This window comes from Zophobihabitans entericus (assembly GCF_011745665.1).
GTDB lineage: Bacteria > Pseudomonadota > Gammaproteobacteria > Enterobacterales > Orbaceae > Zophobihabitans > Zophobihabitans entericus.
The window spans coordinates 2,349,098-2,374,467 of the sequence record NZ_CP050253.1 but is presented as its reverse complement, the minus strand read 5'-3'; the positions used below and the strand labels follow the sequence as shown (position 1 = coordinate 2,374,467).

The 25,370-nt window shown below is 38.3% G+C and carries 26 protein-coding genes and 2 tRNA genes; 6 read left to right on the top strand and 22 right to left on the bottom strand.

Annotated elements, in window-relative coordinates; all coding sequences use genetic code 11:
• Positions 1 to 51 precede the first annotated feature (51 nt).
• The 20 genes from IPMB12_RS10790 to IPMB12_RS10690 form a co-directional block, all read right to left on the bottom strand.
• Entirely contained in the window at positions 52 to 1,125 is a 1,074-nt protein-coding gene (locus IPMB12_RS10790; RefSeq protein WP_166917422.1) for an STY4528 family pathogenicity island replication protein, read from the bottom strand.
• Positions 1,118 to 1,690 (bottom strand): DUF2857 domain-containing protein, encoded by a 573-nt coding sequence (locus IPMB12_RS10785; protein ID WP_166917421.1) that lies wholly within the window; start codon positions 1,688 to 1,690, stop codon positions 1,118 to 1,120. The genes IPMB12_RS10790 and IPMB12_RS10785 overlap by 8 nt, the downstream gene beginning before the upstream one ends.
• Before the next feature lie 12 nt (positions 1,691 to 1,702).
• A complete protein-coding gene (locus IPMB12_RS10780) occupies positions 1,703 to 3,283 on the bottom strand; it encodes a ParB family protein (RefSeq protein WP_166917420.1) in 1,581 nt (526 codons plus the stop codon).
• Positions 3,276 to 3,458, bottom strand: coding sequence for a hypothetical protein (locus IPMB12_RS10775; RefSeq protein ID WP_166917419.1), 183 nt, complete (start codon positions 3,456 to 3,458; stop codon positions 3,276 to 3,278). The genes IPMB12_RS10780 and IPMB12_RS10775 overlap by 8 nt, the downstream gene beginning before the upstream one ends.
• 3 nt (positions 3,459 to 3,461) lie before the next feature.
• Positions 3,462 to 3,866 (bottom strand): helix-turn-helix transcriptional regulator, encoded by a 405-nt coding sequence (locus IPMB12_RS12140; RefSeq protein WP_208293498.1) that lies wholly within the window; start codon positions 3,864 to 3,866, stop codon positions 3,462 to 3,464.
• 113 nt (positions 3,867 to 3,979) lie between these two features.
• Positions 3,980 to 4,717: a hypothetical protein gene (locus tag IPMB12_RS10760; RefSeq protein WP_166917418.1), complete on the bottom strand. Its 738-nt coding sequence runs from the start codon at positions 4,715 to 4,717 to the stop codon at positions 3,980 to 3,982.
• A gap of 311 nt (positions 4,718 to 5,028) precedes the next feature.
• Positions 5,029 to 6,336 carry a tyrosine-type recombinase/integrase gene (locus tag IPMB12_RS10755; RefSeq protein WP_208293497.1) on the bottom strand — a complete coding sequence of 436 codons (1,308 nt, stop codon included), beginning with the start codon at positions 6,334 to 6,336 and terminating at the stop codon, positions 5,029 to 5,031.
• A 289-nt stretch (positions 6,337 to 6,625) separates the two neighbouring features.
• A tRNA-Gly gene (locus IPMB12_RS10750) sits at positions 6,626 to 6,701 on the bottom strand.
• Between the two features lie 20 nt (positions 6,702 to 6,721).
• Positions 6,722 to 6,809 (bottom strand) — tRNA-Leu (locus tag IPMB12_RS10745).
• A 112-nt stretch (positions 6,810 to 6,921) separates the two neighbouring features.
• Positions 6,922 to 7,479 carry a CDP-diacylglycerol--glycerol-3-phosphate 3-phosphatidyltransferase gene (gene pgsA, locus IPMB12_RS10740; protein WP_166917417.1) on the bottom strand — a complete coding sequence of 186 codons (558 nt, stop codon included), beginning with the start codon at positions 7,477 to 7,479 and terminating at the stop codon, positions 6,922 to 6,924.
• Positions 7,480 to 7,637: 158 nt separating this feature from the next.
• Positions 7,638 to 9,485 carry an excinuclease ABC subunit UvrC gene (uvrC, locus tag IPMB12_RS10735; RefSeq protein ID WP_166917416.1) on the bottom strand — a complete coding sequence of 616 codons (1,848 nt, stop codon included), beginning with the start codon at positions 9,483 to 9,485 and terminating at the stop codon, positions 7,638 to 7,640.
• 8 nt (positions 9,486 to 9,493) lie between these two features.
• Complete coding sequence (gene artM / locus IPMB12_RS10730) at positions 9,494 to 10,171, bottom strand: arginine ABC transporter permease ArtM (protein ID WP_166917415.1); 678 nt, start codon at positions 10,169 to 10,171, stop codon at positions 9,494 to 9,496.
• Positions 10,164 to 10,886: an arginine ABC transporter permease ArtQ gene (gene artQ, locus IPMB12_RS10725; protein ID WP_166917784.1), complete on the bottom strand. Its 723-nt coding sequence runs from the start codon at positions 10,884 to 10,886 to the stop codon at positions 10,164 to 10,166. The genes artM and artQ overlap by 8 nt, the downstream gene beginning before the upstream one ends.
• A 105-nt stretch (positions 10,887 to 10,991) precedes the next feature.
• Positions 10,992 to 11,717, bottom strand: coding sequence for an arginine ABC transporter substrate-binding protein (locus tag IPMB12_RS10720; RefSeq protein WP_166917414.1), 726 nt, complete (start codon positions 11,715 to 11,717; stop codon positions 10,992 to 10,994).
• A 13-nt stretch (positions 11,718 to 11,730) separates the two neighbouring features.
• A complete protein-coding gene (gene artP, locus IPMB12_RS10715) occupies positions 11,731 to 12,465 on the bottom strand; it encodes an arginine ABC transporter ATP-binding protein ArtP (protein WP_166917413.1) in 735 nt (244 codons plus the stop codon).
• Between the two features lie 76 nt (positions 12,466 to 12,541).
• Positions 12,542 to 13,264, bottom strand: a complete 723-nt coding sequence (locus IPMB12_RS10710; protein ID WP_166917412.1) for an ElyC/SanA/YdcF family protein — start codon at positions 13,262 to 13,264, stop codon at positions 12,542 to 12,544.
• A 14-nt stretch (positions 13,265 to 13,278) separates the two neighbouring features.
• Positions 13,279 to 13,968 carry a CidB/LrgB family autolysis modulator gene (locus tag IPMB12_RS10705; RefSeq protein ID WP_166917411.1) on the bottom strand — a complete coding sequence of 230 codons (690 nt, stop codon included), beginning with the start codon at positions 13,966 to 13,968 and terminating at the stop codon, positions 13,279 to 13,281.
• A complete protein-coding gene (locus IPMB12_RS10700) occupies positions 13,968 to 14,405 on the bottom strand; it encodes a CidA/LrgA family protein (protein WP_166917410.1) in 438 nt (145 codons plus the stop codon). The genes IPMB12_RS10705 and IPMB12_RS10700 overlap by 1 nt, the downstream gene beginning before the upstream one ends.
• A 134-nt stretch (positions 14,406 to 14,539) precedes the next feature.
• On the bottom strand, positions 14,540 to 15,964 hold the full coding sequence (gene sbcB / locus IPMB12_RS10695; protein ID WP_166917409.1) for an exodeoxyribonuclease I: 1,425 nt from the start codon (positions 15,962 to 15,964) through the stop codon (positions 14,540 to 14,542).
• 97 nt (positions 15,965 to 16,061) lie between these two features.
• Positions 16,062 to 16,958, bottom strand: coding sequence for a LysR family transcriptional regulator (locus tag IPMB12_RS10690; protein WP_166917783.1), 897 nt, complete (start codon positions 16,956 to 16,958; stop codon positions 16,062 to 16,064).
• Positions 16,959 to 17,123: 165 nt separating this feature from the next.
• Here IPMB12_RS10690 and IPMB12_RS10685 point away from each other — a divergent pair, with 165 nt between their 5' ends.
• The 3 genes from IPMB12_RS10685 to IPMB12_RS10675 all read left to right on the top strand — a co-directional run bounded on the left by IPMB12_RS10685 (position 17,124) and on the right by IPMB12_RS10675 (position 20,355).
• Positions 17,124 to 18,386, top strand: coding sequence for an MFS transporter (locus tag IPMB12_RS10685; RefSeq protein ID WP_166917408.1), 1,263 nt, complete (start codon positions 17,124 to 17,126; stop codon positions 18,384 to 18,386).
• Positions 18,387 to 18,405: 19 nt separating this feature from the next.
• Positions 18,406 to 19,596, top strand: coding sequence for a mandelate racemase/muconate lactonizing enzyme family protein (locus IPMB12_RS10680; protein ID WP_208293494.1), 1,191 nt, complete (start codon positions 18,406 to 18,408; stop codon positions 19,594 to 19,596).
• 219 nt (positions 19,597 to 19,815) lie between these two features.
• Positions 19,816 to 20,355: a lipocalin family protein gene (locus IPMB12_RS10675; protein WP_166917407.1), complete on the top strand. Its 540-nt coding sequence runs from the start codon at positions 19,816 to 19,818 to the stop codon at positions 20,353 to 20,355.
• Between the two features lie 91 nt (positions 20,356 to 20,446).
• On the opposite strand, the gene ispE is transcribed toward IPMB12_RS10675, so the two are convergent.
• Entirely contained in the window at positions 20,447 to 21,301 is an 855-nt protein-coding gene (ispE, locus tag IPMB12_RS10670) for a 4-(cytidine 5'-diphospho)-2-C-methyl-D-erythritol kinase (RefSeq protein ID WP_166917406.1), read from the bottom strand.
• Position 21,302: 1 nt separating this feature from the next.
• Entirely contained in the window at positions 21,303 to 21,923 is a 621-nt protein-coding gene (gene lolB, locus IPMB12_RS10665; protein WP_166917405.1) for a lipoprotein insertase outer membrane protein LolB, read from the bottom strand.
• A gap of 143 nt (positions 21,924 to 22,066) precedes the next feature.
• Here lolB and hemA point away from each other — a divergent pair, with 143 nt between their 5' ends.
• From hemA to prmC, 3 genes are all read left to right on the top strand, one after another.
• Positions 22,067 to 23,335 carry a glutamyl-tRNA reductase gene (gene hemA / locus IPMB12_RS10660; RefSeq protein WP_166917404.1) on the top strand — a complete coding sequence of 423 codons (1,269 nt, stop codon included), beginning with the start codon at positions 22,067 to 22,069 and terminating at the stop codon, positions 23,333 to 23,335.
• 71 nt (positions 23,336 to 23,406) lie between these two features.
• The gene (gene prfA, locus IPMB12_RS10655) at positions 23,407 to 24,489 is read left to right on the top strand and encodes a peptide chain release factor 1 (protein WP_166917403.1); all 1,083 of its coding nucleotides are present in this window, start codon (positions 23,407 to 23,409) and stop codon (positions 24,487 to 24,489) included.
• Positions 24,489 to 25,325 (top strand): peptide chain release factor N(5)-glutamine methyltransferase, encoded by an 837-nt coding sequence (gene prmC, locus IPMB12_RS10650; RefSeq protein WP_166917402.1) that lies wholly within the window; start codon positions 24,489 to 24,491, stop codon positions 25,323 to 25,325. Before prfA ends, prmC begins: the two co-directional genes overlap by 1 nt.
• The last annotated feature ends 45 nt before the right edge of the window (positions 25,326 to 25,370 follow it).

Here is a 25,370-nt window from a genome sequence, read left to right as displayed (position 1 = left end):
TTGTGTACATCAAATGGAAGAGTTTATGCCAACTGGCATAAACTCTTCCATTTATCGTCCATGAGTCTTAATCATTTGTTTTATTTCAGCTAATTTTTGACGTGCTGTGTCTCTATCCGTTCTTTTTGATTCAATTTTTGGTTCTGTCTTAGGTTGTGCCATTGGTGGTGGGGTTGATTGTTGTGGCATAGTGGGTGTTTCAACAAGTGCATTTAACTCACCCTTGTAGGCTTTTTGAATGATCCCAAATAGGTAAGAAGGGGGATTTCTGACTTGATGAGTGGCACAGCGTTTATCCCATTCAATAAACACTTGTTGCTGTAGTGGTAAAGATAAATGTTGCATAGACGTTAAAACGGCTTGTTGCTGTTGTTGTGGTAATTGCTTAAATCGTTCAGGAATCACCATACCTTGTTGTAGTAGTATATTTATATTATTACTTTTACTACTACGTACGTCTGACTTCGGATTCCGAACACTATTGATATTATTGACTTTTTGACCTGATTCGGATTCCGAATGCTGTTTTTTCTGATTCCGAATTAAGTTGTTTTGGGTCACTTCGGATTCCGAACTGGCATATCGCTGTGGATAACGTTGTCTGTTGACTTGTTCAATCAATATTTCGAGCCTTGTTGGCAGTTTAGCTTTTGATAAAGTCGGGTCTTGGTTGATTTCTTCGAGAATTTTACTTGCCACAATTTGAATTGATTTACTGGCATGATTGACTGATTGGCACACTAAATATAAGTATTCTGGGTCAAGTTCAAGCGCTTCAAGTAGAGATACTGGTGCATCATGTAATATGTATAAATTGCTTTGGATATGACCGCTAGAGGAACGGCGTTTTTTATAGAGACTGAGCCAACGTGTGAGCCTGAGTATAGTCATGGCTCTGGCTACAGTTTCACTTGATGCTTTATCCGCGTAGGGTAAAGAAGTTAAATAGGGCTTGAGTTCTTCATAAGAAGGAAATGCTGTGATTTGATCTGCTTGAAGCAACATACGAATTACTTGCCAGGCATTACGCTCTATTGGTGTGATCCTTCTATCTAAAAAAAGCGCCCGAGGGACGCTTTCATGAGGATTACCGCTATAAATAAAGCCATCGGGTAAATTAGTCATCGTCATCTTTCTCGTTATCATTGAGCCATTCTTCGGTCATGATCTGCCAGATCATAGCCATTGCGACATTTGTCTCTTCTGATACTCGCATACATGAATAGGCCATGTCTGTTTGATTTGTGATTTCCAACTTGTCTTTTTTAATAATGTCTTGCCATTTACGCCAGAGTAGATGATCTTGTTCTTCCGTCACTTCAGGCCAACGACCTTGTTTTTTATCAATACCTAAGATTCTTTTACGAAAAGCGATTTCACGGTGATTCAATCCAAAGACATCACTGATCATTTTACTGCTTGCACCAAGATTCAACATTTTGTCTATTTTTTCAATTTCATGTTCATTGTCTTGAGCACGTTGCAGCAAACGAAATAAAACTTCTCTGTCTACAGAAACTTTGCACCAACTAACAGAGGTATTCATCAGGATACTTAGTGCCTCAGGGTCGCGTAAAAATTTGAGGTCATCTTCTTGAAAACCAAGGCTCATACAGCGTCTTAACTGGCCGTTATTCATACAAAATAGTACTTGGGCAATGATGGCCTGATTGATTAAATTATTTTCCATTTCTTCTTCCCTCTATGCTGCTGTTAAGTCGTATAGGCGGCGAGCCAATCTAATGATGCGAAAAAGTTTCACCAGTCCAGTGTCACTCAGCCGTGAAATACCGGTTGTGTGTTGGTTCAAACCAATCAGAAACGCTGATAATCGAATATAAAAGTCAGGGCACACACAAGCTTGTCCAGAAAGGGCTTTGAGTAGCATGGTGAGGGTTTGACCTGTAATGTCATCACACTCTTCTTGCACAATGATGTAACCGAGTTCATTGTCACACATTTCAATAAGGCTGCTTTGCTCCAGCTCGTCCGCGATCTCTAAAGCAAATTGCCCTATTAAGAGTCGTAGCCGTTGTGGTTCATCTTGGTTAGGTTCAATCAACCAGATATCAGTGATTGGATATAAGCTATTGGCTTGTGCTGGTATTGATTGCACAGCACTTTGCACCAAATCAGGAAAAGACTCACCAGTAAGCGCTGCTAATTGTTGTTGAATGGCTTTGACTTTATTTGATGGCACGGGTTGCACAGCAGATGCAAGATGCGTTTTTGTGCTTGTTGTCTCATTAGCTTCAGTTTCTTGAGTTTCTTCATCGTCTTCATTTTCATCTGCTTCATTTACTACACTCTCTTGTTGTTGATGTGCCAGTGTCTCTTTAGGCAAGACAATAGGCTCTTTCAGTTGCTTTATTGATTCTGACAATTCTTGTGATGACTCAGACTCAATAACATTAATGGGTGGGGGCAAAACAAGAGGTTGGAGTAATTGTCCGGGTTTTACATTCATTTCAAGTATGATGAGGTCATAACTACATTGAAACAACTCTGCTAAACGGTGTGTTAATTCATCTTGAAAGCCAACAAGATTAAATTGCTCTGGTTCACAATCGAATAAAGACAATAAATCATGAAAAACATCAGCAAAATTTTCAGAAACTTCCATTACAGTGATGCGTACATTCCAAACGGTTTGTGCTGATTTTCTTAGCCCTAACAATTTAGAAATTTGATTTTTTGACAGACCACCATACAAAGCGATGGGCAAAACAGGCAGGAGATAATTTATGGCATCTTGCATTCTACTGATATGTGTTTGTGATACAGGATAACCACTACTGGATAAATGCTCTGATAGTTCTTTCTGAGTGATTTCTCTGCCTACCTCTTCTTCATAAAAGCTGCGTGTTTTTTCAACGGCAAGTGCTCGTTCTATAAAGGTCAGTTGACCGTGCATAGCATCTTCGACAAGATGTCCGGTTAATGCCTTGAGTTCTCCTTGCCACGGTTTGAAAAAACAGAGAATTTCAAAATAACGTTTTTCTTTTGTCTCCGACCAAAGCTCATTAAGTATGGCTAACCGAGTATTTCCCCCATCACAGATGATGTAAAAATCTTCATTAGGTCTTTGGGTAATATTAGGAGCATGGTCAAGGTTACGCTCTCGAATAGACGCTTTAATCTCATCGTATAAAGGATTACGTGTAATACGAGGATTATGTTCATATGGACGTAACTGATCCAATGTGACTATCATGGCGACTTCTTCAGTTGGGTCTATTTTGTCTTGATTTGGTTTTGTGCTTTGTAGTATTTTTTTAAACATTTCTGATTCCTTGCATGGATAACCATTTTTTAAGTTTTGTTGGCACAATACATAAATAAAAAGATGTACCAAGAGACTCTTTTTTAAATACCAATTGATTGTTTTGAATAGTGATGAGCCAGTGTTCACGTAACGCGAACAAGACAAGCTTTTTAATTGAGTTGTGTTTTTTCATGGATTACTCACTTACTTTTTGAGCTTCAATCCATTCAAGAACAGAATTGGCATCCCAACCCACAATGCGAGCACCAATAGCAATACTTTGCGGAAATTTATTTTTTCGGATTAAACCGTAGATATAACTTCTTTTAAATCCAGTTAACTCTTCGACTTCAGACATACGAATGATTCTATTATCACTGGTACCTTGCTCTCTTTGTGTACGGGCATTAACCCATGCAGCAATTTCATCTTCATACCAGCCAACGCTGTATGAACAAAATTTAGTAGGTTTTGGAAATTCGCCTAGAGAAATTAAGCGATAGATATTTGAAGTTTTATAGCCAACTCGATTTCTTACTTCTCGAAGGCGAATAATCCGTCTTTTTGGAGGAACAGTAGGGGCAGTCGTGGCTGTATTCATTTTAAAACACTCCTATATGAAAAAGTGTTTTAATTGAATCAATTAGTGCTTAACGATAACATGCAGATGCAATTTTAATAGTGCAACTTGCACTAACTAAATATTCCGATACTTTATAATTCTGAGGTTAAGTGTCTTTTTGCCTGAGCAAATTTACCTTTTAGATTTCGTTCTGATAACCCATAAATTCGTGGATACCGAGTCAGGATCGCATCAATGACCGAGTCTAACGTTTTGTAATGTTGTATTTGGTTTTTAGCTGGAGTGTGTAAGAGATCAAGCAATGCCCCAATGATGGTCAGATAGGTATTTTCACTTTTGGAATTAAGTTTATCTTTAAATGTAGGATTTTCTAGTTTATAACTGAGTTCTTTAATGGCTTCTTTGTGTTTATCAACTTGTGTTTTTAATGATTCTCGCTCTAAAAAGAGTAATTGCAATGATTCAACATTAAAGCCGGAAGTGGGAGGAAAAAGCTGTCGTTCTAAAGGGTCAAATAAAAATTCTGGTCTATCATAAGGGTAAAATTTACTCATCCAAGCCTTTAAATCCACATGTCGAATGGACAGGGCAGGATCATAGATATTCATATAAACATCTTTTTGTCCAAATTTACCATACGCTAATTCACCATTCATCAGCCCATCATAAATTTGCTCTAATTTTGTATAAAACTCTTCCCACTCTGGAATTTTGTGATTATGTTGCCTATTATGCTTATAGCTATTGATAATTATCTGTTCTTCAGTCAGTAGACCACTCCAACGTATTGCTACTTCAATTGGGTAATAATATGTTTTTCGTAATTGCGGTCTTCTTTCTCTTTCTGATTCTGAGGTAGTAATAGGCATAGCAACTCCATTCCATTCCTTAATACACTTAAAAATACATTCCATGAAAAGCTTAATTTAACTTTTCTATTTTTAGGTGATAAATACAGATTTAACGTAAGCGCATTTTGATATTATTATGTTTATTAGATAATAACCTGATATTTTATCTAGGTGTACTAGATAAAATAAAATAGTTCGAGAAATAACCAGTATTCAATATTTGGTTTAAATAAATTTTCATGTAACCGAATATGTTAAAAAGGGAAAATAAATTTTTAGGATAAAAAAAGACGACAAATGATGTCGTCTTTTTTGGCATATTAGTGCAATTATGCGACTAATTTATCTAACACAACAGGGACATAAGACTTTTCCAGTTCATCTAAGGTATCAGCCCACGTTTGCATCATCCCACGTCTATCTTCAACATATTGAGCATGGTTGTAAACCAATCGTGTAGTATTTTTATCAGAATGAGATAATTGTGCATCAATCCATGAAGATGGAAAATTCATTTCATGTAAAGCCGTTGAAATCGTAGCACGTATGCCATGACCTGTTAATTTATCTTTATATCCCATGCGGTGTAATCCGTGATTAAGTGTATTTTCACTTATTGACTGCATAGGTTCAGTGCGATGCGACAGCAAATATTTTTGACCTGGTCTACATAAACTGAGTAATTCTTTGACAACTTCTACTGCTTGCTCAGATAAAGGTACAATATATGCTGGTATTTTCTCTTTAGTTGCAAATACTTTACGCTGCAACTGCTTAACTGTTTCAGGTGGAACGAGCCAGAGCTTTTTATCTAAATCAAACTCTTCAGGAAAAGCAAATCGTAATTCACCAGTACGTACACCTGTTAATAATAAAAGACGAAGTCCCAACATAGTTTGATACTCACCTTTGTAATTTCTAAGATCATATAAAAACTTAGGTAACTCCTCTTTTGCCAAATGTGGATTATTTTTAGCTGGGCCATGCTCTAAAAGTAAGATATCGAGATCAGAAGCAGGATTCATTTCTATCAAACCTTCCGCTATTGCAAAACGAAATATCTCGTTTAGCCAAGTCATACATTTCTTAACAATAGAAAGAGAACCTCTTTTTTCAATTTTTCTCAAAACAGATAAAATATCTTGCCGTTTAATGTCCTTTATTGGTATTTCGCCAAGAGAAGGTAAAAAGTCTAAACGTAAATATCGCTCTATTTGAATTTTAGTACTCTGGCGTTCAGGTTTTTGTTTTAACCCCTTACTTTGAATGTTTCCTCGTTTTTTTGCTAATTTAAGGAGTTTAAAAGTTTTCCAATTTTCAGCATATTCTGCAAACGTTACACTTTTTACTGTTTCTGTATCATCTTCTATGCCTTTGCGACGTGGTAATCTAGGATCAAGACCTGTAATAATAAGCTCTCTACAAGCATCACGTCTTTCCCTAGCAGTTTTGATGTCTACATCAGGGAAAACACCTAGTGATATACGCTGTTGTTTGCCCTGCCATGAGAATCGAAATGCCCAATATTTTCCACCAGAAGGTAAAACACTTAGAAAAAGACCTAGACCATCTTTGATACTATATTCTTTCTTTTTGGGTTTTGCTGCTTTAGCAGCATTTAAAGTTAACATTGACATAATACTAATCTCCTAAAAAGTCATTTGAATGTGGGTTAGTCCAAAAGCACTCCTCATTGAAAAATAAGGTTTAGGGAAAATTAGCATAAGCACATGATTAAATAAGAAAGAAACCGAATTTCTTATGTACTAATTTCAAAATGGTTATGTACTAATTTATGTACTAAGTTTCTGTGGCTGTCAGTGGAAGACTATGCACGCCAGTGGAAAATCAAAGTAGTTAAAAGTATTGTGTTACAAGAGGTTATGACATGAAATGGAAGACTACGCACACCGTTAGAATAAAGCTTGGAGCGGGAAACGAGGTTCGAACTCGCGACCTCAACCTTGGCAAGGTTGCGCTCTACCAACTGAGCTATTCCCGCATAGAAGTGTTGCTTTAAAGTGGTGCCCGGGGCGAGACTTGAACTCGCACGGCCAAAAAGGCCGAGGGATTTTAAATCCCTTGTGTCTACCGATTTCACCACCCGGGCTTCTCAACGCTACTGAATTTCAGTATTGCTTCGAATGCAGTGCATTTTACTTATCTTAATTCTCCAGTCAATAAAATTTTTAGAAAAAGGTGCTCAACTGGTTACTTTTGAATCATTCCCCGCTATCACTGAGTAAATCTTTGCGAGCTGCCCATAAATATTCAAACATTGACCAAAGAGTTAAAATCACTGAAATATATAGAACAACAATACCGGCAATAATGACAATGTCATTTGGACGCCAAAGCAACCAGGTCAGGGCGGTCATCTGTGAGATGGTTTTGATTTTACCCATACCAGAAACAGCCACGTTATCACGTTTACCAATTTGTGCCATCCATTCACGCAGGGCTGAAATTAACATTTCACGAGAGAGAATAATAATCGCCGGAATTGATATCCACCAGGAAGCGTAGTGTTCTGTTACTAGGATCAGCGCGATAGCAACCATCAGCTTATCTGCAACGGGATCTAAGAAAGCACCAAAACGGGTAGTCTGTTTTAAGCGGCGAGCTAAATAACCATCAAAAACATCAGTAAAGGCAGCAACCATGAAGATTAATGCAGTGAAGAACGCCGACCATTCATCTAACAAATAATATGCCAGAATAAAAAAGGGAATCAGAATAACCCGAAATATAGTTAGCAAAATGGGCAAGTTTATTTTCATGTCAGACTCAGTAAAATTTATTCAATAAAATCAAGGGGTTGTGAAATGTGATTTTATTGTTTCAAATTAGTGTTTATGTTGCCTTAAAAACTTTACTCTTTCAATGCTTTGTTAATAAATTAACATATTTTACTAAAACATTTTCATTTCATAAGATTTTAGTGTTTTAAGGCAGAATAAATTTTTTCTGCTTGTACCAAAGAGATTCCCTGAACTTTCGCAATCTGATCGATACTGGCTTTTTTCAGTTCCTGTAAACCACCAAAATGATTTAACAGTGCCTGACGACGTTTAGCTCCAATGCCTTCAATTGACTCAAGTGAGCTCTCTTTGGTCACTTTGATACGTTTTTGACGTTGGCCAATAATGGCATGGTTATGCGACTCGTTACGAATTTGCTGTATAAGTAGCAGGGCCGGAGAATGAGCATCTAAATAAGAACCATGACCATGGGATTCAAAGAACAGGGTTTCTAGTCCTTCTTTACGTTCAGAACCTTTAGCGACACCAATCAGAATAGGTCTGTTTTTATCCCAATTGACGTTGAGTTCCTCAAACACTTTTAGGGCTTTAGCGAGCTGACCTTTACCGCCATCAATAAAGATGACATCCGGAATCTTATCTTCCGGCAGATCTTTCTTATCATAGCGGCGACGAAGGGTTTGCTCCATTGCTGCATAATCATCACCTGGTGTAATATCAGTGACGTTGTAACGTCTGTATTCTGATTTTAATGGACCTTTGTCATCAAATACCACGCAAGAGGCGACGGTGTTAGTACCAGTAAAGTGACTGATATCAAAACATTCCATACGTTTAATCTTAGGAATATTTAAGAAGGTTTGCAGTGACTGATAACGCTGAGAAATAGTTGAGTTCTCCAACAGCTTATTAGTGACTTCTTTTTTGGCATTCATGGTGGCCATTGTCAGTAGCTTAGTATTATCACCTTTTGGATCAGTAATAATTTTAACCTGACGATTAGCCAGCTGAGATAATGACTCTTCTAAAGATGACTTATCTTTTAATGGATAGTTGATCAGAATCTTCTTTGGTATGTTGCGGTTAAAATTACCCTGCAAATAAAACTGCCCAAGGAAGGTTTCAATCACTTCATCAAGTTCAGTATTGGACGGAATTTTTGGTGAATAAGCACGATGACCAAAGGTAATACCGTTACGAATAAATAACACATAAATACAGGCAATACCTGCTTCATAATGGAATCCGATCACATCAAGGTTATCGTGATTATTGTAAATCACTTGTTTTTCAGAAATCTGCTGAATCGCTTGCAGCTGATCGCGCAGCTGTGCCGCTTTTTCAAAATTCAGTGCCTCGCTGGCCTGAGTCATATCTTTAATCAGTGTCTGAATAATCTTTTCAGTATGACCCTGCAAGAACATGCGAACATAATTAACCTGTTCAGCATAATCTTCATCACTGATAATGCCTTTCACACAAGGACCTAAGCAGCGTTTAATTTGGTATTGCAGGCAAGGGCGGGTACGATTGTTATAAGTAGCGTTTTCACACTGGCGTACCGGAATCGCTTTTTGTAATAAAGCTAAGATATTTTTAACAGCGCTGGAGTTAGGATAAGGACCAAAAAACTCATCTTCTTTCTTATTGGTCGAACCGCGATAAATACTGAGTCTTGGGTGTTTATCTTTGGATAATCGGATAAATGGATAACTCTTATCATCTTTAAGCAACACGTTATAACGCGGCTGATGCTTCTTAATATAAGTTTGTTCAAGTAGCAACGCTTCGGTTTCGGTATTGGTGATTGTGTATTCGACATGAGCGATATGACTGACCAGCGTATCTGTCTTAAGCGTTTTTTTACTGGTATTAAAGTAGCTTTTTAAACGCTTATTCAGATCTTTTGCTTTACCGACATAAATGATCGTATTGTCCTTATTGAACATCTGATAAACACCAGGTTCATGAGGGACATGTTTTAGAAACTCGACAGAATCAAATGGCTCTTGTTGCTTACTCATATTTCTCGTTATTGTGATTCAAAGGCTAAGGCTTTTTTCTCTATAATTCTCATAATGATGCTTAAAAACCCATTAATCAAGAGGTAAATCGCACCAGTTATAATAAAAATTGAAAATTCATAATAACGACCGTTCAGGAACTGATTATAAGCCATCAGATCCATCAGGGTGATGGTTGAAGCTAAAGCAGTGCCTTTTACCACAAAGATGACTTCGTTTGAATAAGATGATAGGGCACGTTTTAGTGCATAAGGCAGAACTACTTTTAATGTCTGACGTTGATTCATACCAAGTGCTGCACAAGCCTGCCAGTGACCATCAGGAACCGCTTTTAATGCACCGTGGAAGATTAACGTGGTATAAGCCGCACTGTTTAAAGCTAACGCTAAGAAAGCACAGAACCATGGACGTGAGAAGAGATCCCATAACAGCGGTAAGTGGTCACGGATTGCTTCAAAACGAGCCAAACCATAATAAATCAGAAAGATTTGTACCAGTAGTGGTGTGCCGGTAAAGACCAGAATATAACCACGAATAATAGAGGTCAAAACCGCTTTTTGGGAGGTAAGCAGAATAGTGAGTAAAATCGCTAAACCACATGCCACAATAATTGCGCTGACACTTAATGAAATAGTAACAGGCAGCCCTTTAGCAAGGGTTGAAGTATACAGCCATAACTTATCCATGACGCGCTCCTGTTTCAAAATAGAGTGATTTCTGTTCTATTTTTTTCAGAATTTTTTGGCTAATTATCGAGATAATTAAATAAATGACTGCTGCGATTAAATACCAGGTAAAAGGATCACGAGTATAAGAGATAATACTTCTGGTCTGCATCATAATATCATTCACTGTGATTAATGAGACCAGAGCAGTATCTTTCAGGAGTACCAGCCACTGATTACCAAGACCTGGTAGTGCATGTTTCCAGATTTGTGGCAGAATGATTCTAAACAGCGTACGTTGTTTGCTAAGCCCGAGTACTTCAGCTGCTTGCCATTGGCCAATTGGAATCGCTTTAAATGCACCACGTAAGGTTTGAGAGGCATAAGAGGCATACAGTAAGGACAGGGCAATAATACCACATAGAATAGGGCTGACATTAAAGTCTTCAATTTCAACTTGCAAAGTAAAATCAATAAATCCAAGATTAATCGCAATGCCATCAGCCAGCGCATTGAGGATCATTGGAATACCATTATAAATAGCAATAACCACTAAGATTTCAGGTAATCCCCGAATCATCATGACAAATAAAGTGACCAGTCTGGCAATAAATTTGATTTTGATGGATTCAAGGACAGCAAACACCATAGCCAAAGTTAATCCCACAACTAAAGAGATTAAAGCGATAGACAAAGTGGCCCCTGAAGCCTGTAGAAGAGGCCAGACATTACTCAGGTAGACTAAATTATTCATAAGCAAGTTAAGTTATTGGTCAATTTTATAAAGTAATAAACGCACTAAAAATAGTGCGTTTATTTATGCTCAGGATTGAATGAGAAATTATTCAAACCATTTATCATAGATAGTCTGATAAGTGCCATCAGCTTTCATTTTATCTAAAGCTGTGTTGAACTCATCCAGTAATTTATCATTACCTTTTCTAACCGCAATCCCAAACCCATTACCAAAATAAGCCGGGTCTGTCACTTTTTCACCAACGACCACTAAGTTAGTTTCTTTTTCTAACCACTCGTCACCTACAGCGGTATCACTGAAGATTGCATCAATTCTGCCACTTTTTAGATCCAAAATAGCATTTTGATAGCTGTCATAGCTGACAACAACAATATTTGGAAACTTATCCATCAGATATTTTTGATGGGTGGTACCGTTTTGCAGGCCAACTCGTTTGCCTTCAAGAGCAGCAACATCAGCGAATTTATCTTTTAATGCAAAGAACTCAGCAGAGTTATCATAATAAGACTGAGTAAAAGAGACTTGTTCACTTCTTTCATCAGTAATATCAATACCGGCAATAGCTGCATCGATTCGTCTGGTTTTTAAACTTGGAATTAAGCTATCGTAAGCCTGATTAGTAAATTTACAGGTTGCATTTAACTCTTCACAAATTTTATTGGCAATATCAATATCAAAACCAACCAGTTCGTTGCTTTCGTTGTAGAACTCAAATGGTGCATAAGTCGCTTCTGTACCAAATGAGATATCTCTTGCTGCAGCGCTAAAACATAAACCTGTCATGGCAAGTACGAGTAATGTCTTTTTCATAATACGCACCTTCTTAGTGTGATAAATAGGCTTTGAATTGTTCAGTTTTTGGATGACTAAAACAACTCGCATCGCCTTGTTCTACAATATGTCCATCTTCCATATAAATAACTTGTGAAGCAACTTTACGGGCAAAATCAACTTCATGCGTTACAATAATCTGAGTAATACCACCATCAGCTAACTCTTTAATAATCTCTGCCACTTGTGCCGTGATTTCCGGGTCCAGTGCGGCAGTTGGTTCATCAAACAGTAAAATCTTTGGTTCCATCATAAGCGCTCTGGCAATGGCTACACGTTGCTGCTGACCACCTGATAAGTGGAGAGGGTAACGATCAGCAAAGGCTGAAAGTTGTAAACGCGCCAGTAACGATAATGCTTTATCAGTGGCTACTTTTTTACTTAATTTTAAGACCTGACAAGGTGCTTCAATTAAGTTTTCCATCACAGTTAAATGTGGCCATAAATTATAGTTTTGAAAAACCATGCCCACATTTTTACGTAACGAGTTAATCACATTTGTATCAATGGCTTTACCATTGAAAGTGGTATAAAAACTGTTAGCGATTCTCATACTACCTGTTGCAGGGATTTCTAGCAGGTTGAACACCTTCAGTAATGAGCTCTTTCCTGCACCACTCGGCCCAAGTAATACAAGTGTTTCTCCTAATGAGAAATCAATGGTTATATCGTGTAGTGCCTGATGTGAACCATAGAAACAGTTGATATGGCTTAATTTAATATTCATGTAATCTTTATTTATAGACAATATGCGTAAATATTAATATTTTTTGCATAAAAATGCAATATTTGTTTGGGGTAAATTAGCGATTTGAGGTTTCAGCGGGTGCAGATGATGAATTATTAGACAAGGATTCTACTTTTTGAGACGGTTCAGTAAGATTATCTTCCTGAATGATAGGTAGCATAGGGCCTAAGAATTTTGGCTCTTTATTTAAAATATACACATCTAAAAAGGCGCCAATACGAGCTAAAATTTCTCTCACTCTGACCATTTTCATCTCACTTGGTGAAGGAACTGCATAACACTGTGCCTGAATTCCTTGTGATAAAGCGATAAAAATTGCTCTTTCACAATGAAATTCTTGGGTGATGATAGTGAATTCATTCGCATCAAATACACGATTAGCACGAATGACTGAGTCTAACGTTCTGAATCCGGCAAAATCCAGATGAATAGCGGAGAGGGGAATTTTAGCTTTTAGTAAATCACGCTGCATGGTGATCGGTTCGTTATAACTTCTTAATGCATTATCACCACTAAGGAGTAAGTGATCGACCTTATAACTTTGATATAAATCGATAGCACCCTGAATACGGTAGGTATAAAACTGATTTAGCACACCTGTGCGGACATATTTGGCAGTGCCAAGCACGACACCGATTGAACGCTTAGGCAGATCATCGATACTTGTATAAATATAAGGAGAGGTTTTATGACTAATCCAGCGATCAATCAATAAGATTGCAGCAATTGTAATGATAAATAAGTAAATGATTATTTTACATATTTTTCTTAGCTTCATCAAAACCGTCTCATTTACGCCAAATTATGGAGTAGCAACATGATTGGGAACAAAAATGGTGCTAAAATCGATGTAATTATACCACACAATACTAACGCTAAAGAACTATATGCGCCTTCCTGATAATCAAGCTCAATACAACGCGCAGTACCAACTGCATGAGAAACGGTACCAATTGCCAGTCCACGTGCAGCGTGATGCTTTATTCTAAACAGATTTAAAATTGAATGTCCAACAATAGCGCCCAGTGTTCCGACTAACACCACACAAAAAGCCGCAATAGAGGGAATACCTTCCTGACTCGCAGCTAGGGTGACTGCAATTGGTGTTGTGACTGATTTAGGTAAGACTGAAGCCGCGATTTCTGGGGTGGCGCCAAGCCAAAATGCAATTGAGACACCAGTTATCATGGCAGCAACACTACCAGTAAAAGTAATAAAAAGAATGGATTTCCAGCGCTCTTTAATTTGTGGTAATAGTTCATAAAGTGGTAAGGCCAAAGCAACCACAGAACAAGCCAATAAATCATTAAGAATTTTTACATTACCAGCATATTCTGAATAGCTAGTTCCTGTGACTAATAAGATTGGAATCAAAATGAGTGTTGTTACAACCAAAGGATTAAATAATGGACTCTTTATTTTTTGTGCCGCGTAGCGCACAGCAAAAAAGACAATAATGGTTACAGGCAGCATCCACCACATTATTGCACCTCCTGTTTTGGTTCTTTTCTTGGTCTGGTATGTAGGTATTGAGTTAAATAGCCCACTAACAGTAAAACAATGAGGGTACTTCCCAGACTTCCTAAAATAATAGGCATAAATGAGAAAAGTAATAAATAGTAGTTATCCATAATTCCCATTGCAGCAGGAACAAATAAAATCATCATATAACGCATGAACAGCTGACAACCACACTTCACCCACTTAGTTGGAATAATCTGAAAACTCATTAAGAAGAACAGAATTAACAAACCCAAAATACTCCCGGGAATCATGATAGGAAGAATATAACTTAGTAAATTACCAGCCCAAAGACAAAGAATAATGATTAGAAAGGCGCGTACGTAAGCAAATAATACGTAATATAAAGAGTATAAACGATGTTTGGGCGTCGATTTATGAGATAGCCAATGTTTCATAATCAATAAAATGAGTTCTGATGAGATAATTTATTATCATACGCTTTTTGACATTAACCGCAAACAATTCACTCCGGTTATGGGTAAGAATCGCTTGTTTACAACATCATATAATGTTTTTATAAATAGGTTTTTTAGCCTACCAGATAATGACAATAGTTGTATAAATCTTTCAACAAAGCCACTTTATCGTCTTTACCGATATTAGCTTCTAACTTATTTTCCAGCTCAAGGATATAGTCGTGCACATATTGTTGATTCAGCTTATCTGCCCGGTAAGCCTGCCACTGCTTTTGCTCTAAATCATTAAGTGATTGTGGATAGTTACGAGCTTTATAACGGAAGAACAGGGCTTTAAGTCTTTGGTCAGTGAAACTTAAGTTTAGACTGGATAGTTGCTCCGGATTTGTGGTTCTGATGGTCTGACAAACCGATTTAGCCTGATTATCAAAAAAACCATCATAAAGCTGACCATCAACATCCGTTTTTGTCGGATATTCTTCCGGCTGACTAAAAAGTTCAGTAATCTTATCCTGAATATAAGCCTGATTGTCTTTTAAAAGTTGCAAGTTTTGTAGACAGGCATCTCTGTCAATACCCAATCGATCGGCATTTTCCGGAAGCAGTGTTTTAGCCGGTGTCAAAATAGGACATTTATTGGTATGAACAAGCTTTAACGGAATACGAGACTCACCTAAAGCTAAGTCTTCATTTTTAGTATAAAGACGTTCTTTAAGTTGCTGTGTTGAGAGATCCAGTAAAGTCTGTACATCTCCCATTAAATCACAAACAACAACCGCATTATTTTGTAACGGATGCCATACAATCGGACTCACCCAGCTGGTATTGCCACGATAGGCACCAAGCATACCTGACACGTGTACCAGTGGTGTCATGTTCAGTACATCGATGAGTTCGGCGACTTTATTTTTATTTCTTAATGAAAAAAGATAATCAAAAAGTCTTGGTTGTTTGGTTTTAATCAGTTTCGCCATGGCAATGGTTGCGTATACATCGGACATGGCATCATGGGCCTGTTCATGAGTAATATTGTTGGCTTTGGTTAAGTACTCTAAGCGAAAGCTGGGTAAACCATCATCATTAAGCGGCCATTCAATACCTTCCGGGCGCAAAGCATAACAGGCCCTGACAACATCAAGTAAATCCCAACGAGAATTACCATTTTGCCAGCTGTATGCATAAGGATCATAGAAATTACGATAAAGAATATTGCGTGTTACTTCATCATCAAAACGGATATTGTTGTAGCCAATAATACAGGTATTAGATTCGCTAAAAGCGTCATGAATCTGTTTGGTAAATTCCGCTTCAACCAGACCTTTTTTAAGTGCCAGTTGTGGAGTAATGCCTGTGATTAGAACAGCATCAGGATTAGGCAGGTAATCATTAGCGGGTTTACAGTAAACAACTAAAGGTTCTTCTATAATATTCAAATCACTATCAGTGCGGATCCCGGCAAATTGTGCAGGGCGATCATAAGCGGGACTGATTCCAAATGTTTCATAATCATGGAAATAGAAAGTGAATTGATTTGACATGTTTTTAGTTACTCTGACTTAATATGACTGAATAATATCGTGTATTACCCATTGATGCAAACAATGGGTAAATCTCAGTTATATTCTAATTAGTTAATCATAAAGTCATATAAGCATTTGGATCATTTTCTGTGACATATTGTTGTAAAAACTGTTTAAATTTTTGCGCAGCAGGTGATAGTTCACGAGTAGTATGACTGTAAATATTCATATTACGTTTGACAATGGGGAGTAGTGGGCAAAGAGTAAGGTAATAACCACGAGCCATACGCATGGAAAATGGTCCAGCCAGTACAATGCCTGCACCTTGCGCTGCCAGTGACATCGCTGTTGCCATTTGATTAACTACTCTTCTGGCTTTTATCGGTACCCCAGAATCTGCAGAGATAAAAGCGATAGATTCGTCACCAACCCCTATCACTTGTTCATCTTTTAAGTCCTGCCAGCAAGGAAAGTTCTCTACAAATTTGTGATCAGGACGACATAATACAGATATAGGGGTACTAAAAAGAGTTTCTTCCATTAAGTCAGGCTCAAGCCAGCGTTGTGGTCCAATCCCAAAATCAGCATCACCAGATAACACACAAGATTGTAACAACGACATGGGATGATCAATGAGTTCAATATGAATATCCGGATTTTTGCGGGTAAACTCTCCAATCATAATGGGGAGTAATGTACTGGCAATGAGTGGAGCACCCACAATACGAACAAGTGTTAAACGGGCTTTGTGTAACTCTTTGGCATAACGCTCTGCACGATCAAATTCATCAACAGCCCGACTGGCAATGGGTAAGAAACTTTTGCCATCTGGTGATAAGGTTACATGTCTGGAGCAACGGTCAAATAAAGAGATTCCCATTTGTGCTTCCAGATCTCGAATCAAACTGCTGACGGCACCTTGAGTGATAAAAAGTAGTTGTCCGGCAGCGGTAAAGCTATGCGTATTTGCTACGGCAATAAATGCTCTGAATTGTCTGATTGTCAGATTCATCATCCCTCCATATTCTTTTTATTATTAGAAAAACTAATTAATCGAATAAAAAAACTCGTTATAAATAATTTCAGAGGATTGCTAAGGTATTCTGCGTACTATGTACGATAATAACTGAAAAAGCTAGCTTACCGATTTAATTGTTATGTTAAGGAGGAAGAGAGAATGCAAGATGATGTTTCTATACGTCCTACCCGAAAACGTTTTATTATAGTTGCTTGTCTTTTTGTAGGTATTTTTATTGCTTATCTGGATCGTGTTAACGTATCTGTTTTAGCTGCTAATGATATATTCCTGACCGATATGGGGATTCAAGGTCTACCTGTACAAATTGGTATGATGATGTCTGTCTTTTTAGCTGCTTATGGTATTGCCAATGTTGTCTTATCACCAGTTGGTGATTACCTTGGTCCAAGAAAATCCATGATTTTATGTATTGTTCTTTGGACTATTTCACTATTAATCGGTGGTTTTGCCACTTCGTTCACCTTGATCATTATTTGTCGCATCTTACTTGGTGTGGGTGAAGGCTTTTACTATCCATTGCAAAGTGTGTTTATCAAAAATTGGTTTCCTAAACAAGAACGAGGGCGTGCAAATGCGGCCTGGATTGTTGGTCAATCTATCGCTCCGGCTATTGCTATGCCATTTTTTGCTTACTGGATTGGTACGTTTGGCTGGCGTTCAAACTTTTTCTTCTGTGCTGTTATTGGTTTAATTCCCCTGTATCTGTTATGGCGTCATACAGCAGATACGCCAAGGCAATTAAAAGGCATTAGTGCAGCTGAAATTGCTCATATTGAAGCCGGGCAAGAAGCCCCGGCAGTTAAGTCAACAGAATCTTTCTGGGTCAGAGTAAAACCTTTTATCACCAATTATCACTACTGGCTGCTGGTGCTTTGGTATCTTTGCTTACAAGGTATGTATTGGGGGCTCATTACCTGGTTGCCGGCCTATTTAAAAAGTGCCAGAGGATTTTCGTGGGCTGAAATGGGGTGGCTGGCATCTTTACCATTTATCCTATCAACTTTCTCTAAAGCAATGACGGGGATTATCTCTGATAAAGTGGGGCGCAATGCTCCAATACTGATGGTTGCCATGTGTTCAGCTGCAATATGTGTTTATTGTGGAGCAGTGGTTGAGAATAAATATGTTTCTGCCGTCTTTTTATCCTTAGCTGTCGCATTTTGCACCATGGGTACACCTGTGGCATGGACTTTATTGCAAGGTTTAATTCCGGGCTCATCAATGTCAACAGCCGCAGGAATGATGAATGGTTTAGCTAATGGTTTAGCCTCTTTATCCCCGGCCTTTATTGGCTTATTTATTATGTTAACCGGTGGCTATACCGGAGGCCTGCTATGTCTGGTTGTCACCGGTGTGGTTGCAATTGTTGCAGCACTCATTTTAACGATCAAAAAATACTAAACAGAATCAGGAGTGAATTATGAAAATTACTAGTGTTGATATTATTGATGTAGCTAATGATTTCCAGTCCGCGACCAGTAAATGGCGTCCTGTTGTAGTTCGAATCAATACTGATGAGGGAATTTCTGGTTTTGGTGAAGTTGGACTTGCTTATGGAGTCGGAGCCTCAGCTGGATTTGGTATGGCAAAAGACTTAGCGGCATTAATTATTGGTATGGATCCGATGAATAATGAAGCTATCTGGGAAAAAATGCTGAAAAAAACCTTCTGGGGACAAGGTGGTGGTGGTGTGATTTCAGCTGGGATGAGCGGGATTGATATTGCACTATGGGATATTAAGGGTAAAGCCCTTGGTGTGCCGCTTTATCAGTTACTGGGTGGTAAAACCCGCGATAAAATTAGAACCTATGCCAGTCAGTTACAATTTGGCTGGGGAGAAGGCAGTGATAAAGCGATGCTTATTGAACCTGAGCAGTATGCAGATGCGGCCAGAATCGCTGTCGGTGAAGGGTATGACGCTTTAAAAGTCGATACTATTGCGATGGACAGACAAGGTAACTGGAATAAACAAAATCTGACAGGTCCTTTAACTGATAAAGTATTACGCTTGGGGTACGACCGAATGGCTGCCATGCGTGATGCAGTTGGTCCTGATGTGGATATCATTGCTGAAATGCACGCTTTTACTGATACAACATCAGCCATTCAGTTTGGCCGAATGATTGAAGAGCTAGGTATTTTCTATTATGAAGAACCGGTGATGCCTCTAAATCCAAACCAAATGAAATTAGTGGCAGATAAGGTCAATATTCCTATTGCAGCAGGTGAACGTATTTATTGGCGCTGGGGTTATCGTCCATTTTTTGAAAATGGCAGCTTAAGTGTTATTCAACCAGATATCTGTACTTGTGGTGGTGTGACTGAAGTGAAGAAAATTTGTGATATGGCACATGTCTATGACAAAACTGTGCAGATTCACGTCTGTGGTGGGCCTATCTCAACCGCTGTTGCACTGCATATGGAAGCCGCGATTCCTAACTTTGTTATTCATGAATTACATCGTTACGCACTGCTTGAGCCAAATACCAGAACTTGTAAATATAATTATTTACCAGTCAATGGTATGTATGAAGTGCCGGAATTACCTGGTATTGGTCAGGAACTCACTGATGAAACAATAAAGGCATCAACAGTGGTTACAGTGAAATAATTATTAATGTTCCAGTATAATTATAAACGTTGATGTAATCATTGGTATCAATTATTGATAATCAGCCCGCTAATGCGGGCTTTTTTGAGGGCTCAATTATAATAAAGAGCTAGAGATTCAATAATATTTTTCTTTCTCTATTTAAATTTAGTCATAAATAGATAAGATAATATTTGTAAATCAATTCAAATAAGTGAATACCTAAACACGGAGGTTTATATGTTCAAATTTCATCATATTGGTAAAATTTTGAGTGCTTTTTTGTTTACTGGTTGCTCTGTATCTGTACCTCCTGACATTAAGCCTGTCGATCAATTTGATATCTCAAAATATTTAGGCACCTGGTATGAAATTGCCAGACTGGATCACTCTTTTGAGAAAGGCTTAAATAACGTTAAAGCGGCTTATTCTTTAAAAGAAAATGGAGATGTTAAAGTCGTTAATAGTGGATTTAATCCGATTAAAGGAAAGTGGAGTGAGGCAATTGGAACAGCTAAGTTTTTAGGAGAGCCTGATACAGGTGCTTTGAAAGTCTCTTTCTTTGGTCCATTTTATGGTGGATATAATATTGTTAAGCTAGATGAGCATTATCAATATGCAGTGATTGTCGGTTCAAGTCTAAAATATTTCTGGATATTATCCAGAACACCAACCATCAGTGAGAATTTAAAGCAGGAACTATTAACTGTCGCTTATGAATTAAATATTGATACTCAACAATTGATTTGGGTGAATCAGGATAAGAATCTAGAACACTGAGATTAAGATAAGCCTGCTGATGCAGGCTTTTAATATAAATTGATGATTTACTTTTTAAGTGTAACTATTTGATTTTATTTGATATTTTATATTATGCGGAAAAATTTAACAAAGGAGAGTAATTGACTCCTTTAGCCACAAAACTTTCAATATCATCTGGTAAACATTGTTGAACCTGTCTGGCTTTTGCTTCACTTTCAAACTCAGCAAAAACACAAGAACCTGTTCCGGTCAGGCGAGCCAGAGAATGCTTCGATAAAGTTCGAATAACACGGTCAACTTCAGGATATTGCTGTCTGACTACCGGTTCACAGTCATTTGAAAAAGGGGAATTCAGCAGTTCGGTAATATTTTTAGTTACGCTGTCACGTTTTAAGTCAGGTTCACCAAAGACTTTAGCCGTTGAAATCTCAACATCTGGGCGGGCGACGATATACCACTTCTCAGCCACATGTACGGGCTGGAACTGATCACCAACACCTTCTGCAAAAGCGCAGTGTCCATAAATAAAGATAGCCACATCAGCACCTATCTTGCGGCCTAAATCCATCAGTTGTTCAGTAGATAGATTTAAATCCCACAGCTTATTCATCGCCACAAGTACTGTAGCAGCATTAGAAGAGGCGCCACCAATACCACCACCCATCGGTAAGATTTTCTCAATAGAGATATCCACTCCCATTGGTTTATCAGTATGAATTTTATTTTCCAGCGCATATAAGCGCAGAAGTTTAGCTGCAATTACAATCAGATTAGATTGGTCAGGAACATTTTTAATTGGCGTCAGAAGATTAATTTCAGTATCTTCACGTACCTGAAAAGTTAAGTAATCACAATAATCCAGAAACTGAAACAAAGTCTGCAAGTTATGGTAACTACTGTTTGGACGACGACCGGTAATATATAAAAATAGATTCAGCTTTGCTGGAGATGGCCAACGAATCATCTTATAACGTCCAGCTATTCATTTTTAAACGAATAATTTCATCACGGTGCATAAGCTCCAGTTGTGCTGGTAATGATAAGTTCTTATTACTACTCATATAACGATCAATCTTCAATTGCCAGTTAACACCATCCTGACTAAATTGTGTCTGTCTTAAACGTCCGGATGAATCCAGTTGATCCTGTTCCGGGTTATTTGACAGTCCGATTAACCACTGATGTAAAGAGGTAAGAGGAATATTCATCTCTGTAAGCTGATAAAGTATCTGTTCCATATTTGCACCGCTGAACTGGTTGCCATCTTTATCGATCGCCCATGCCATATTAGGTTTAGAAACCAAAGTCATGACAGTACTACCAAGTGGCGTGGTTAACTTAATTTCATAATCAGAAACAGATGTTTGAGAAACAAAAAAGCGTGCATACTGCTTTGTTTTATCAGACAGGTAGGCCAGACTTCCGTTAACCTGAAAAGAGGTAATAGCTTGCAATTCAACCTGGCGAGATTGCCAGTTTTCTTCAGGTGTACCTGATAGCTGAGTTTTGGTCGTACAAGCGCTTAGGATTAGTGCTGTGGTTAAAACTAAAACGGTTTTATAACGATTAAATACTGTCTGAATCATAATAATATAGGTACCTGAAAGTAGTGAATAAATATTATAACGGAATTATTGATGATTGATAAATTATTCCTAATTTTATGATATAATCTGCAACTAACCAAAATAGTATAATTTTATCTATATAAATCAACAATACGGTTTGCATGTCATTAGCGATATTAGGTGTTAATCACAAAACAGCGCCAATTGAATTACGGGAAAAGATTGCTTTCAACCCGGAATCTATTGATCGTGCGCTTTATCATTTATCTCAACATCCACTGCTTGGTGGATGCGTTATTTTGTCCACGTGTAATCGTACTGAAATCTATTTAAGTTTTGAGCAGATTTCTGACTTAGATCGCGTCAAAAAAGCTACCGAAAAATGGTTATGTCAATATCATGGTATTGAACTGGCAGAGTATTCCGACAGTTTGTATTGGTATACTGATAAAGAAGCGGTTGATCATCTGATGCGTGTAGCATGTGGGATTGATTCACTGGTTATTGGTGAACCACAAATTTTTGGTCAGGTAAAACAAGCCTTTTCGTATGCACAGGAAAATGGCACAGCATGCGTAGAGCTCAGTAAGTGGTTCCAGCGAGTATTTAATGTCGCTAAGCGTATCAGAACAGAAACAAAGATCGGGGCTAATACAGCATCTGTTGCTTATACTGCCTGTACAGTAGCAAGACAGATTTTTAGCGAAGCTCACCAGCTAAACGTTATGCTGGTTGGTGCTGGTGAAACAATTGAACTGATCTCCCGCTATTTAAGACAACATGGCTTCAATAAAATTATTATCGCCAATCGCACACGTGAGAAGGCGCTCAAACTGGCCGTCAATATTGATGCTGAAATTATCTCTTTGCCTGAAATTGCCCATCGTTTAAAAGATGTGGATATTGTTATTAGCTCAACAGCTAGCCCGCTACCAATTATTGGTAAAGGTATGGTTGAGCGTACCTTGCAGGCCCGCAATAATCAAGAGATGCTATTTATTGATCTGGCAGTGCCCCGTGATGTTGAAGCAGAAGTAGCTGATCTGGCACATATACATTTATATACAGTTGACGATTTACAAAGTATTATTAGCACCAATTTAGAGCAGAGAGCGGTTGCAGCACAGGAAGCCGAATATATCATTCAGGAAGAATCTGAGCAGTTTATGCTATGGTTAAAATCACGCACCGCAATTGAACTTATTAAAGAGTATCGTCAGCAGGCACAACTTATTAAACAGCAGTTAGAAGATAAAGCACTACATGCCATTGAACAGGGTGCTGATGTTAATGAAGTGATTCGTTTACTTAGTCATCGTCTGACTAATCGTTTAATTCATGCCCCAACCGTGACATTGTCTTACGCAGCAAGTCAGGAGTGTGAATGTCTGACACTACTTAGTGATAGCTTAGGTCTTAATGAACCTTAGCAAGATAACTCATCGAAAAATAAAAAAACCGTAATAAAATCAAATAGTTATAATTGGACTAAAATCATTATATGAAACCATCTATTATTGCAAAATTAGAAACACTTAAAGAACGTTATGAAGAAGTTCAGGCGTTACTTTCCGATCCGGCGACTATCTCAGACCAGGATCGTTTTAGAGCACTATCTAAAGAATATTCTCAGTTAACTGACGTAGTAAAATGCTTTGAAGCATGGAAACAAACTCAGGACGATATTGAAGCAGCAGAAATGATGCTTAGTGATCCTGAAATGGCGGAAATGGCGCAAGAAGAGCTGCAGGATGCCAAGTCCCGTGTTGAAGAACAGGAAAATCACTTACAGGTATTATTACTTCCAAAAGATCCTAATGATGATCGTAACTGCTTTGTGGAAATCCGGGCTGGTACCGGTGGTGATGAAGCCGCTATTTTTGCTGGTGATCTATATCGTATGTATGCCCGTTATGCTGAATCTAAACGCTGGCGCGTAGAAGTCATGAACAGCAGCGATGGTGAGCATGGTGGCTATAAAGAAATTATTTTACTGATCAGTGGTGATACTGCTTATGGTCACTTTAAATTTGAATCAGGTGGGCACCGTGTACAACGTGTACCTGAGACTGAATCACAAGGTCGAATTCATACCTCAGCGTGTACTGTAGCTGTACTGCCTGAAATCCCGGAAGCAGAATTACCTGAAATTAATCCTTCTGATCTGCGTATTGATACTTTCCGCTCATCAGGTGCCGGTGGTCAGCACGTTAATACCACCGATTCTGCGATTCGTATCACCCATATTCCAACTGGAATTGTGGTTGAATGTCAGGATGAGCGTTCTCAACATAAGAATAAAGCCAAAGCAATGTCGGTACTTGCTGCACGTATTCAGGATGCTGAGATGCAAAAACGCCAGCAGGCTGAAGCATCGACTCGTCGTAACTTACTTGGTTCTGGTGATCGCTCAGATCGTATTAGAACTTACAATTACCCACAAGGCCGTGTTACTGATCACCGTATCAACCTGACGATTTATCGTTTAGATGAAGTGATGGAAGGTAAGTTAGAATCTCTGATTGACCCAATCATTCAGGAATACCAGGCAGACCAATTAGCAGCGTTATCGGACCAAGAATAATGACGTACTTAGAGTGGCTAAAACAAGCAACACAATCTTTGGCTGGCAGTGGCAGTCCAAAACGTGATGCTGAAATTATTTTAAGTTTTGTCACACGAAAAACTCGTACCTTTTTGATGGCATTTAGTGAAACTAAGCTCACAGAGGAAGAAATGACTCAGCTTAACAACTATCTGGAACGTCGTAAAAAAGGTGAGCCGATTGCTTATATTACTGGTGAGAAAGAGTTCTGGTCACTCTCGTTTGCTGTTTCTCCGGTTACGTTAATTCCGCGTCCTGATACTGAAAAGTTAGTTGAATTGGCGCTTGAGCGTTTACCTAAAGAACCTTGTGAAATTCTGGATTTAGGTACTGGTACTGGTGCTGTTGCAATTGCTATGGCAACGGAGCGTCCTGATTGTCTGTTTACTGCGATTGATTACAATATTGAAGCGATCAAACTGGCTCAGTCTAATGCAGACCGAATCGGCGTAGATAATATCTACTTTCTACAAGGTGACTGGTTTAAACCGGTTAAGAATAGAAAGTTTTCAATGATAGTCAGTAATCCGCCTTATATTGACGCCGCTGACCCGCATTTATCCCGTGGTGATGTGCGTTTTGAACCGCTGAGTGCTTTGGTTGCCGGTGATCAGGGATTACTTGATATTAAAACCATTGTCGAAGTCTCTGTTAAGCACTTAAAACAGTATGGCTGGTTACTCATAGAACATGGATGGCAGCAGGGTGAGGCTGTACAGATGATTTTTAAACAACGTGGTTTTCAGCTGGTGACAACCTATACCGATTATAGCGGTAATGATAGAGTCACTCTTGGACGTTGGTTTAAACCTTAGTTTTGCATTATATTAGTTACAGATTTAGTTTATACAGACTACTAA

Excerpts from the sequence above, each read along its gene's own strand:
- IPMB12_RS10790 (WP_166917422.1), bottom strand. The coding sequence starts at position 1,125 with ATGACTAATTTACCCGATGGCTTTATTTATAGCGGTAATCCTCATGAA.
- IPMB12_RS10785 (WP_166917421.1), bottom strand. The coding sequence starts at position 1,690 with ATGGAAAATAATTTAATCAATCAGGCCATCATTGCCCAAGTACTATTT.
- IPMB12_RS10780 (WP_166917420.1), bottom strand. The coding sequence starts at position 3,283 with ATGTTTAAAAAAATACTACAAAGCACAAAACCAAATCAAGACAAAATA.
- IPMB12_RS10775 (WP_166917419.1), bottom strand. The coding sequence starts at position 3,458 with ATGAAAAAACACAACTCAATTAAAAAGCTTGTCTTGTTCGCGTTACGT.
- IPMB12_RS12140 (WP_208293498.1), bottom strand. The coding sequence starts at position 3,866 with ATGAATACAGCCACGACTGCCCCTACTGTTCCTCCAAAAAGACGGATT.
- IPMB12_RS10760 (WP_166917418.1), bottom strand. The coding sequence starts at position 4,717 with ATGCCTATTACTACCTCAGAATCAGAAAGAGAAAGAAGACCGCAATTA.
- IPMB12_RS10755 (WP_208293497.1), bottom strand. The coding sequence starts at position 6,336 with ATGTCAATGTTAACTTTAAATGCTGCTAAAGCAGCAAAACCCAAAAAG.
- pgsA (WP_166917417.1), bottom strand. The coding sequence starts at position 7,479 with ATGAAAATAAACTTGCCCATTTTGCTAACTATATTTCGGGTTATTCTG.
- uvrC (WP_166917416.1), bottom strand. The coding sequence starts at position 9,485 with ATGAGTAAGCAACAAGAGCCATTTGATTCTGTCGAGTTTCTAAAACAT.
- artM (WP_166917415.1), bottom strand. The coding sequence starts at position 10,171 with ATGGATAAGTTATGGCTGTATACTTCAACCCTTGCTAAAGGGCTGCCT.
- IPMB12_RS10720 (WP_166917414.1), bottom strand. The coding sequence starts at position 11,717 with ATGAAAAAGACATTACTCGTACTTGCCATGACAGGTTTATGTTTTAGC.
- artP (WP_166917413.1), bottom strand. The coding sequence starts at position 12,465 with ATGAATATTAAATTAAGCCATATCAACTGTTTCTATGGTTCACATCAG.
- IPMB12_RS10710 (WP_166917412.1), bottom strand. The coding sequence starts at position 13,264 with ATGAAGCTAAGAAAAATATGTAAAATAATCATTTACTTATTTATCATT.
- IPMB12_RS10705 (WP_166917411.1), bottom strand. The coding sequence starts at position 13,968 with ATGTGGTGGATGCTGCCTGTAACCATTATTGTCTTTTTTGCTGTGCGC.
- IPMB12_RS10700 (WP_166917410.1), bottom strand. The coding sequence starts at position 14,405 with ATGAAACATTGGCTATCTCATAAATCGACGCCCAAACATCGTTTATAC.
- sbcB (WP_166917409.1), bottom strand. The coding sequence starts at position 15,964 with ATGTCAAATCAATTCACTTTCTATTTCCATGATTATGAAACATTTGGA.
- IPMB12_RS10690 (WP_166917783.1), bottom strand. The coding sequence starts at position 16,958 with ATGAATCTGACAATCAGACAATTCAGAGCATTTATTGCCGTAGCAAAT.
- IPMB12_RS10685 (WP_166917408.1), top strand. The coding sequence starts at position 17,124 with ATGCAAGATGATGTTTCTATACGTCCTACCCGAAAACGTTTTATTATA.
- IPMB12_RS10680 (WP_208293494.1), top strand. The coding sequence starts at position 18,406 with ATGAAAATTACTAGTGTTGATATTATTGATGTAGCTAATGATTTCCAG.
- IPMB12_RS10675 (WP_166917407.1), top strand. The coding sequence starts at position 19,816 with ATGTTCAAATTTCATCATATTGGTAAAATTTTGAGTGCTTTTTTGTTT.
- ispE (WP_166917406.1), bottom strand. The coding sequence starts at position 21,301 with ATGATTCGTTGGCCATCTCCAGCAAAGCTGAATCTATTTTTATATATT.
- lolB (WP_166917405.1), bottom strand. The coding sequence starts at position 21,923 with ATGATTCAGACAGTATTTAATCGTTATAAAACCGTTTTAGTTTTAACC.
- hemA (WP_166917404.1), top strand. The coding sequence starts at position 22,067 with ATGTCATTAGCGATATTAGGTGTTAATCACAAAACAGCGCCAATTGAA.
- prfA (WP_166917403.1), top strand. The coding sequence starts at position 23,407 with ATGAAACCATCTATTATTGCAAAATTAGAAACACTTAAAGAACGTTAT.
- prmC (WP_166917402.1), top strand. The coding sequence starts at position 24,489 with ATGACGTACTTAGAGTGGCTAAAACAAGCAACACAATCTTTGGCTGGC.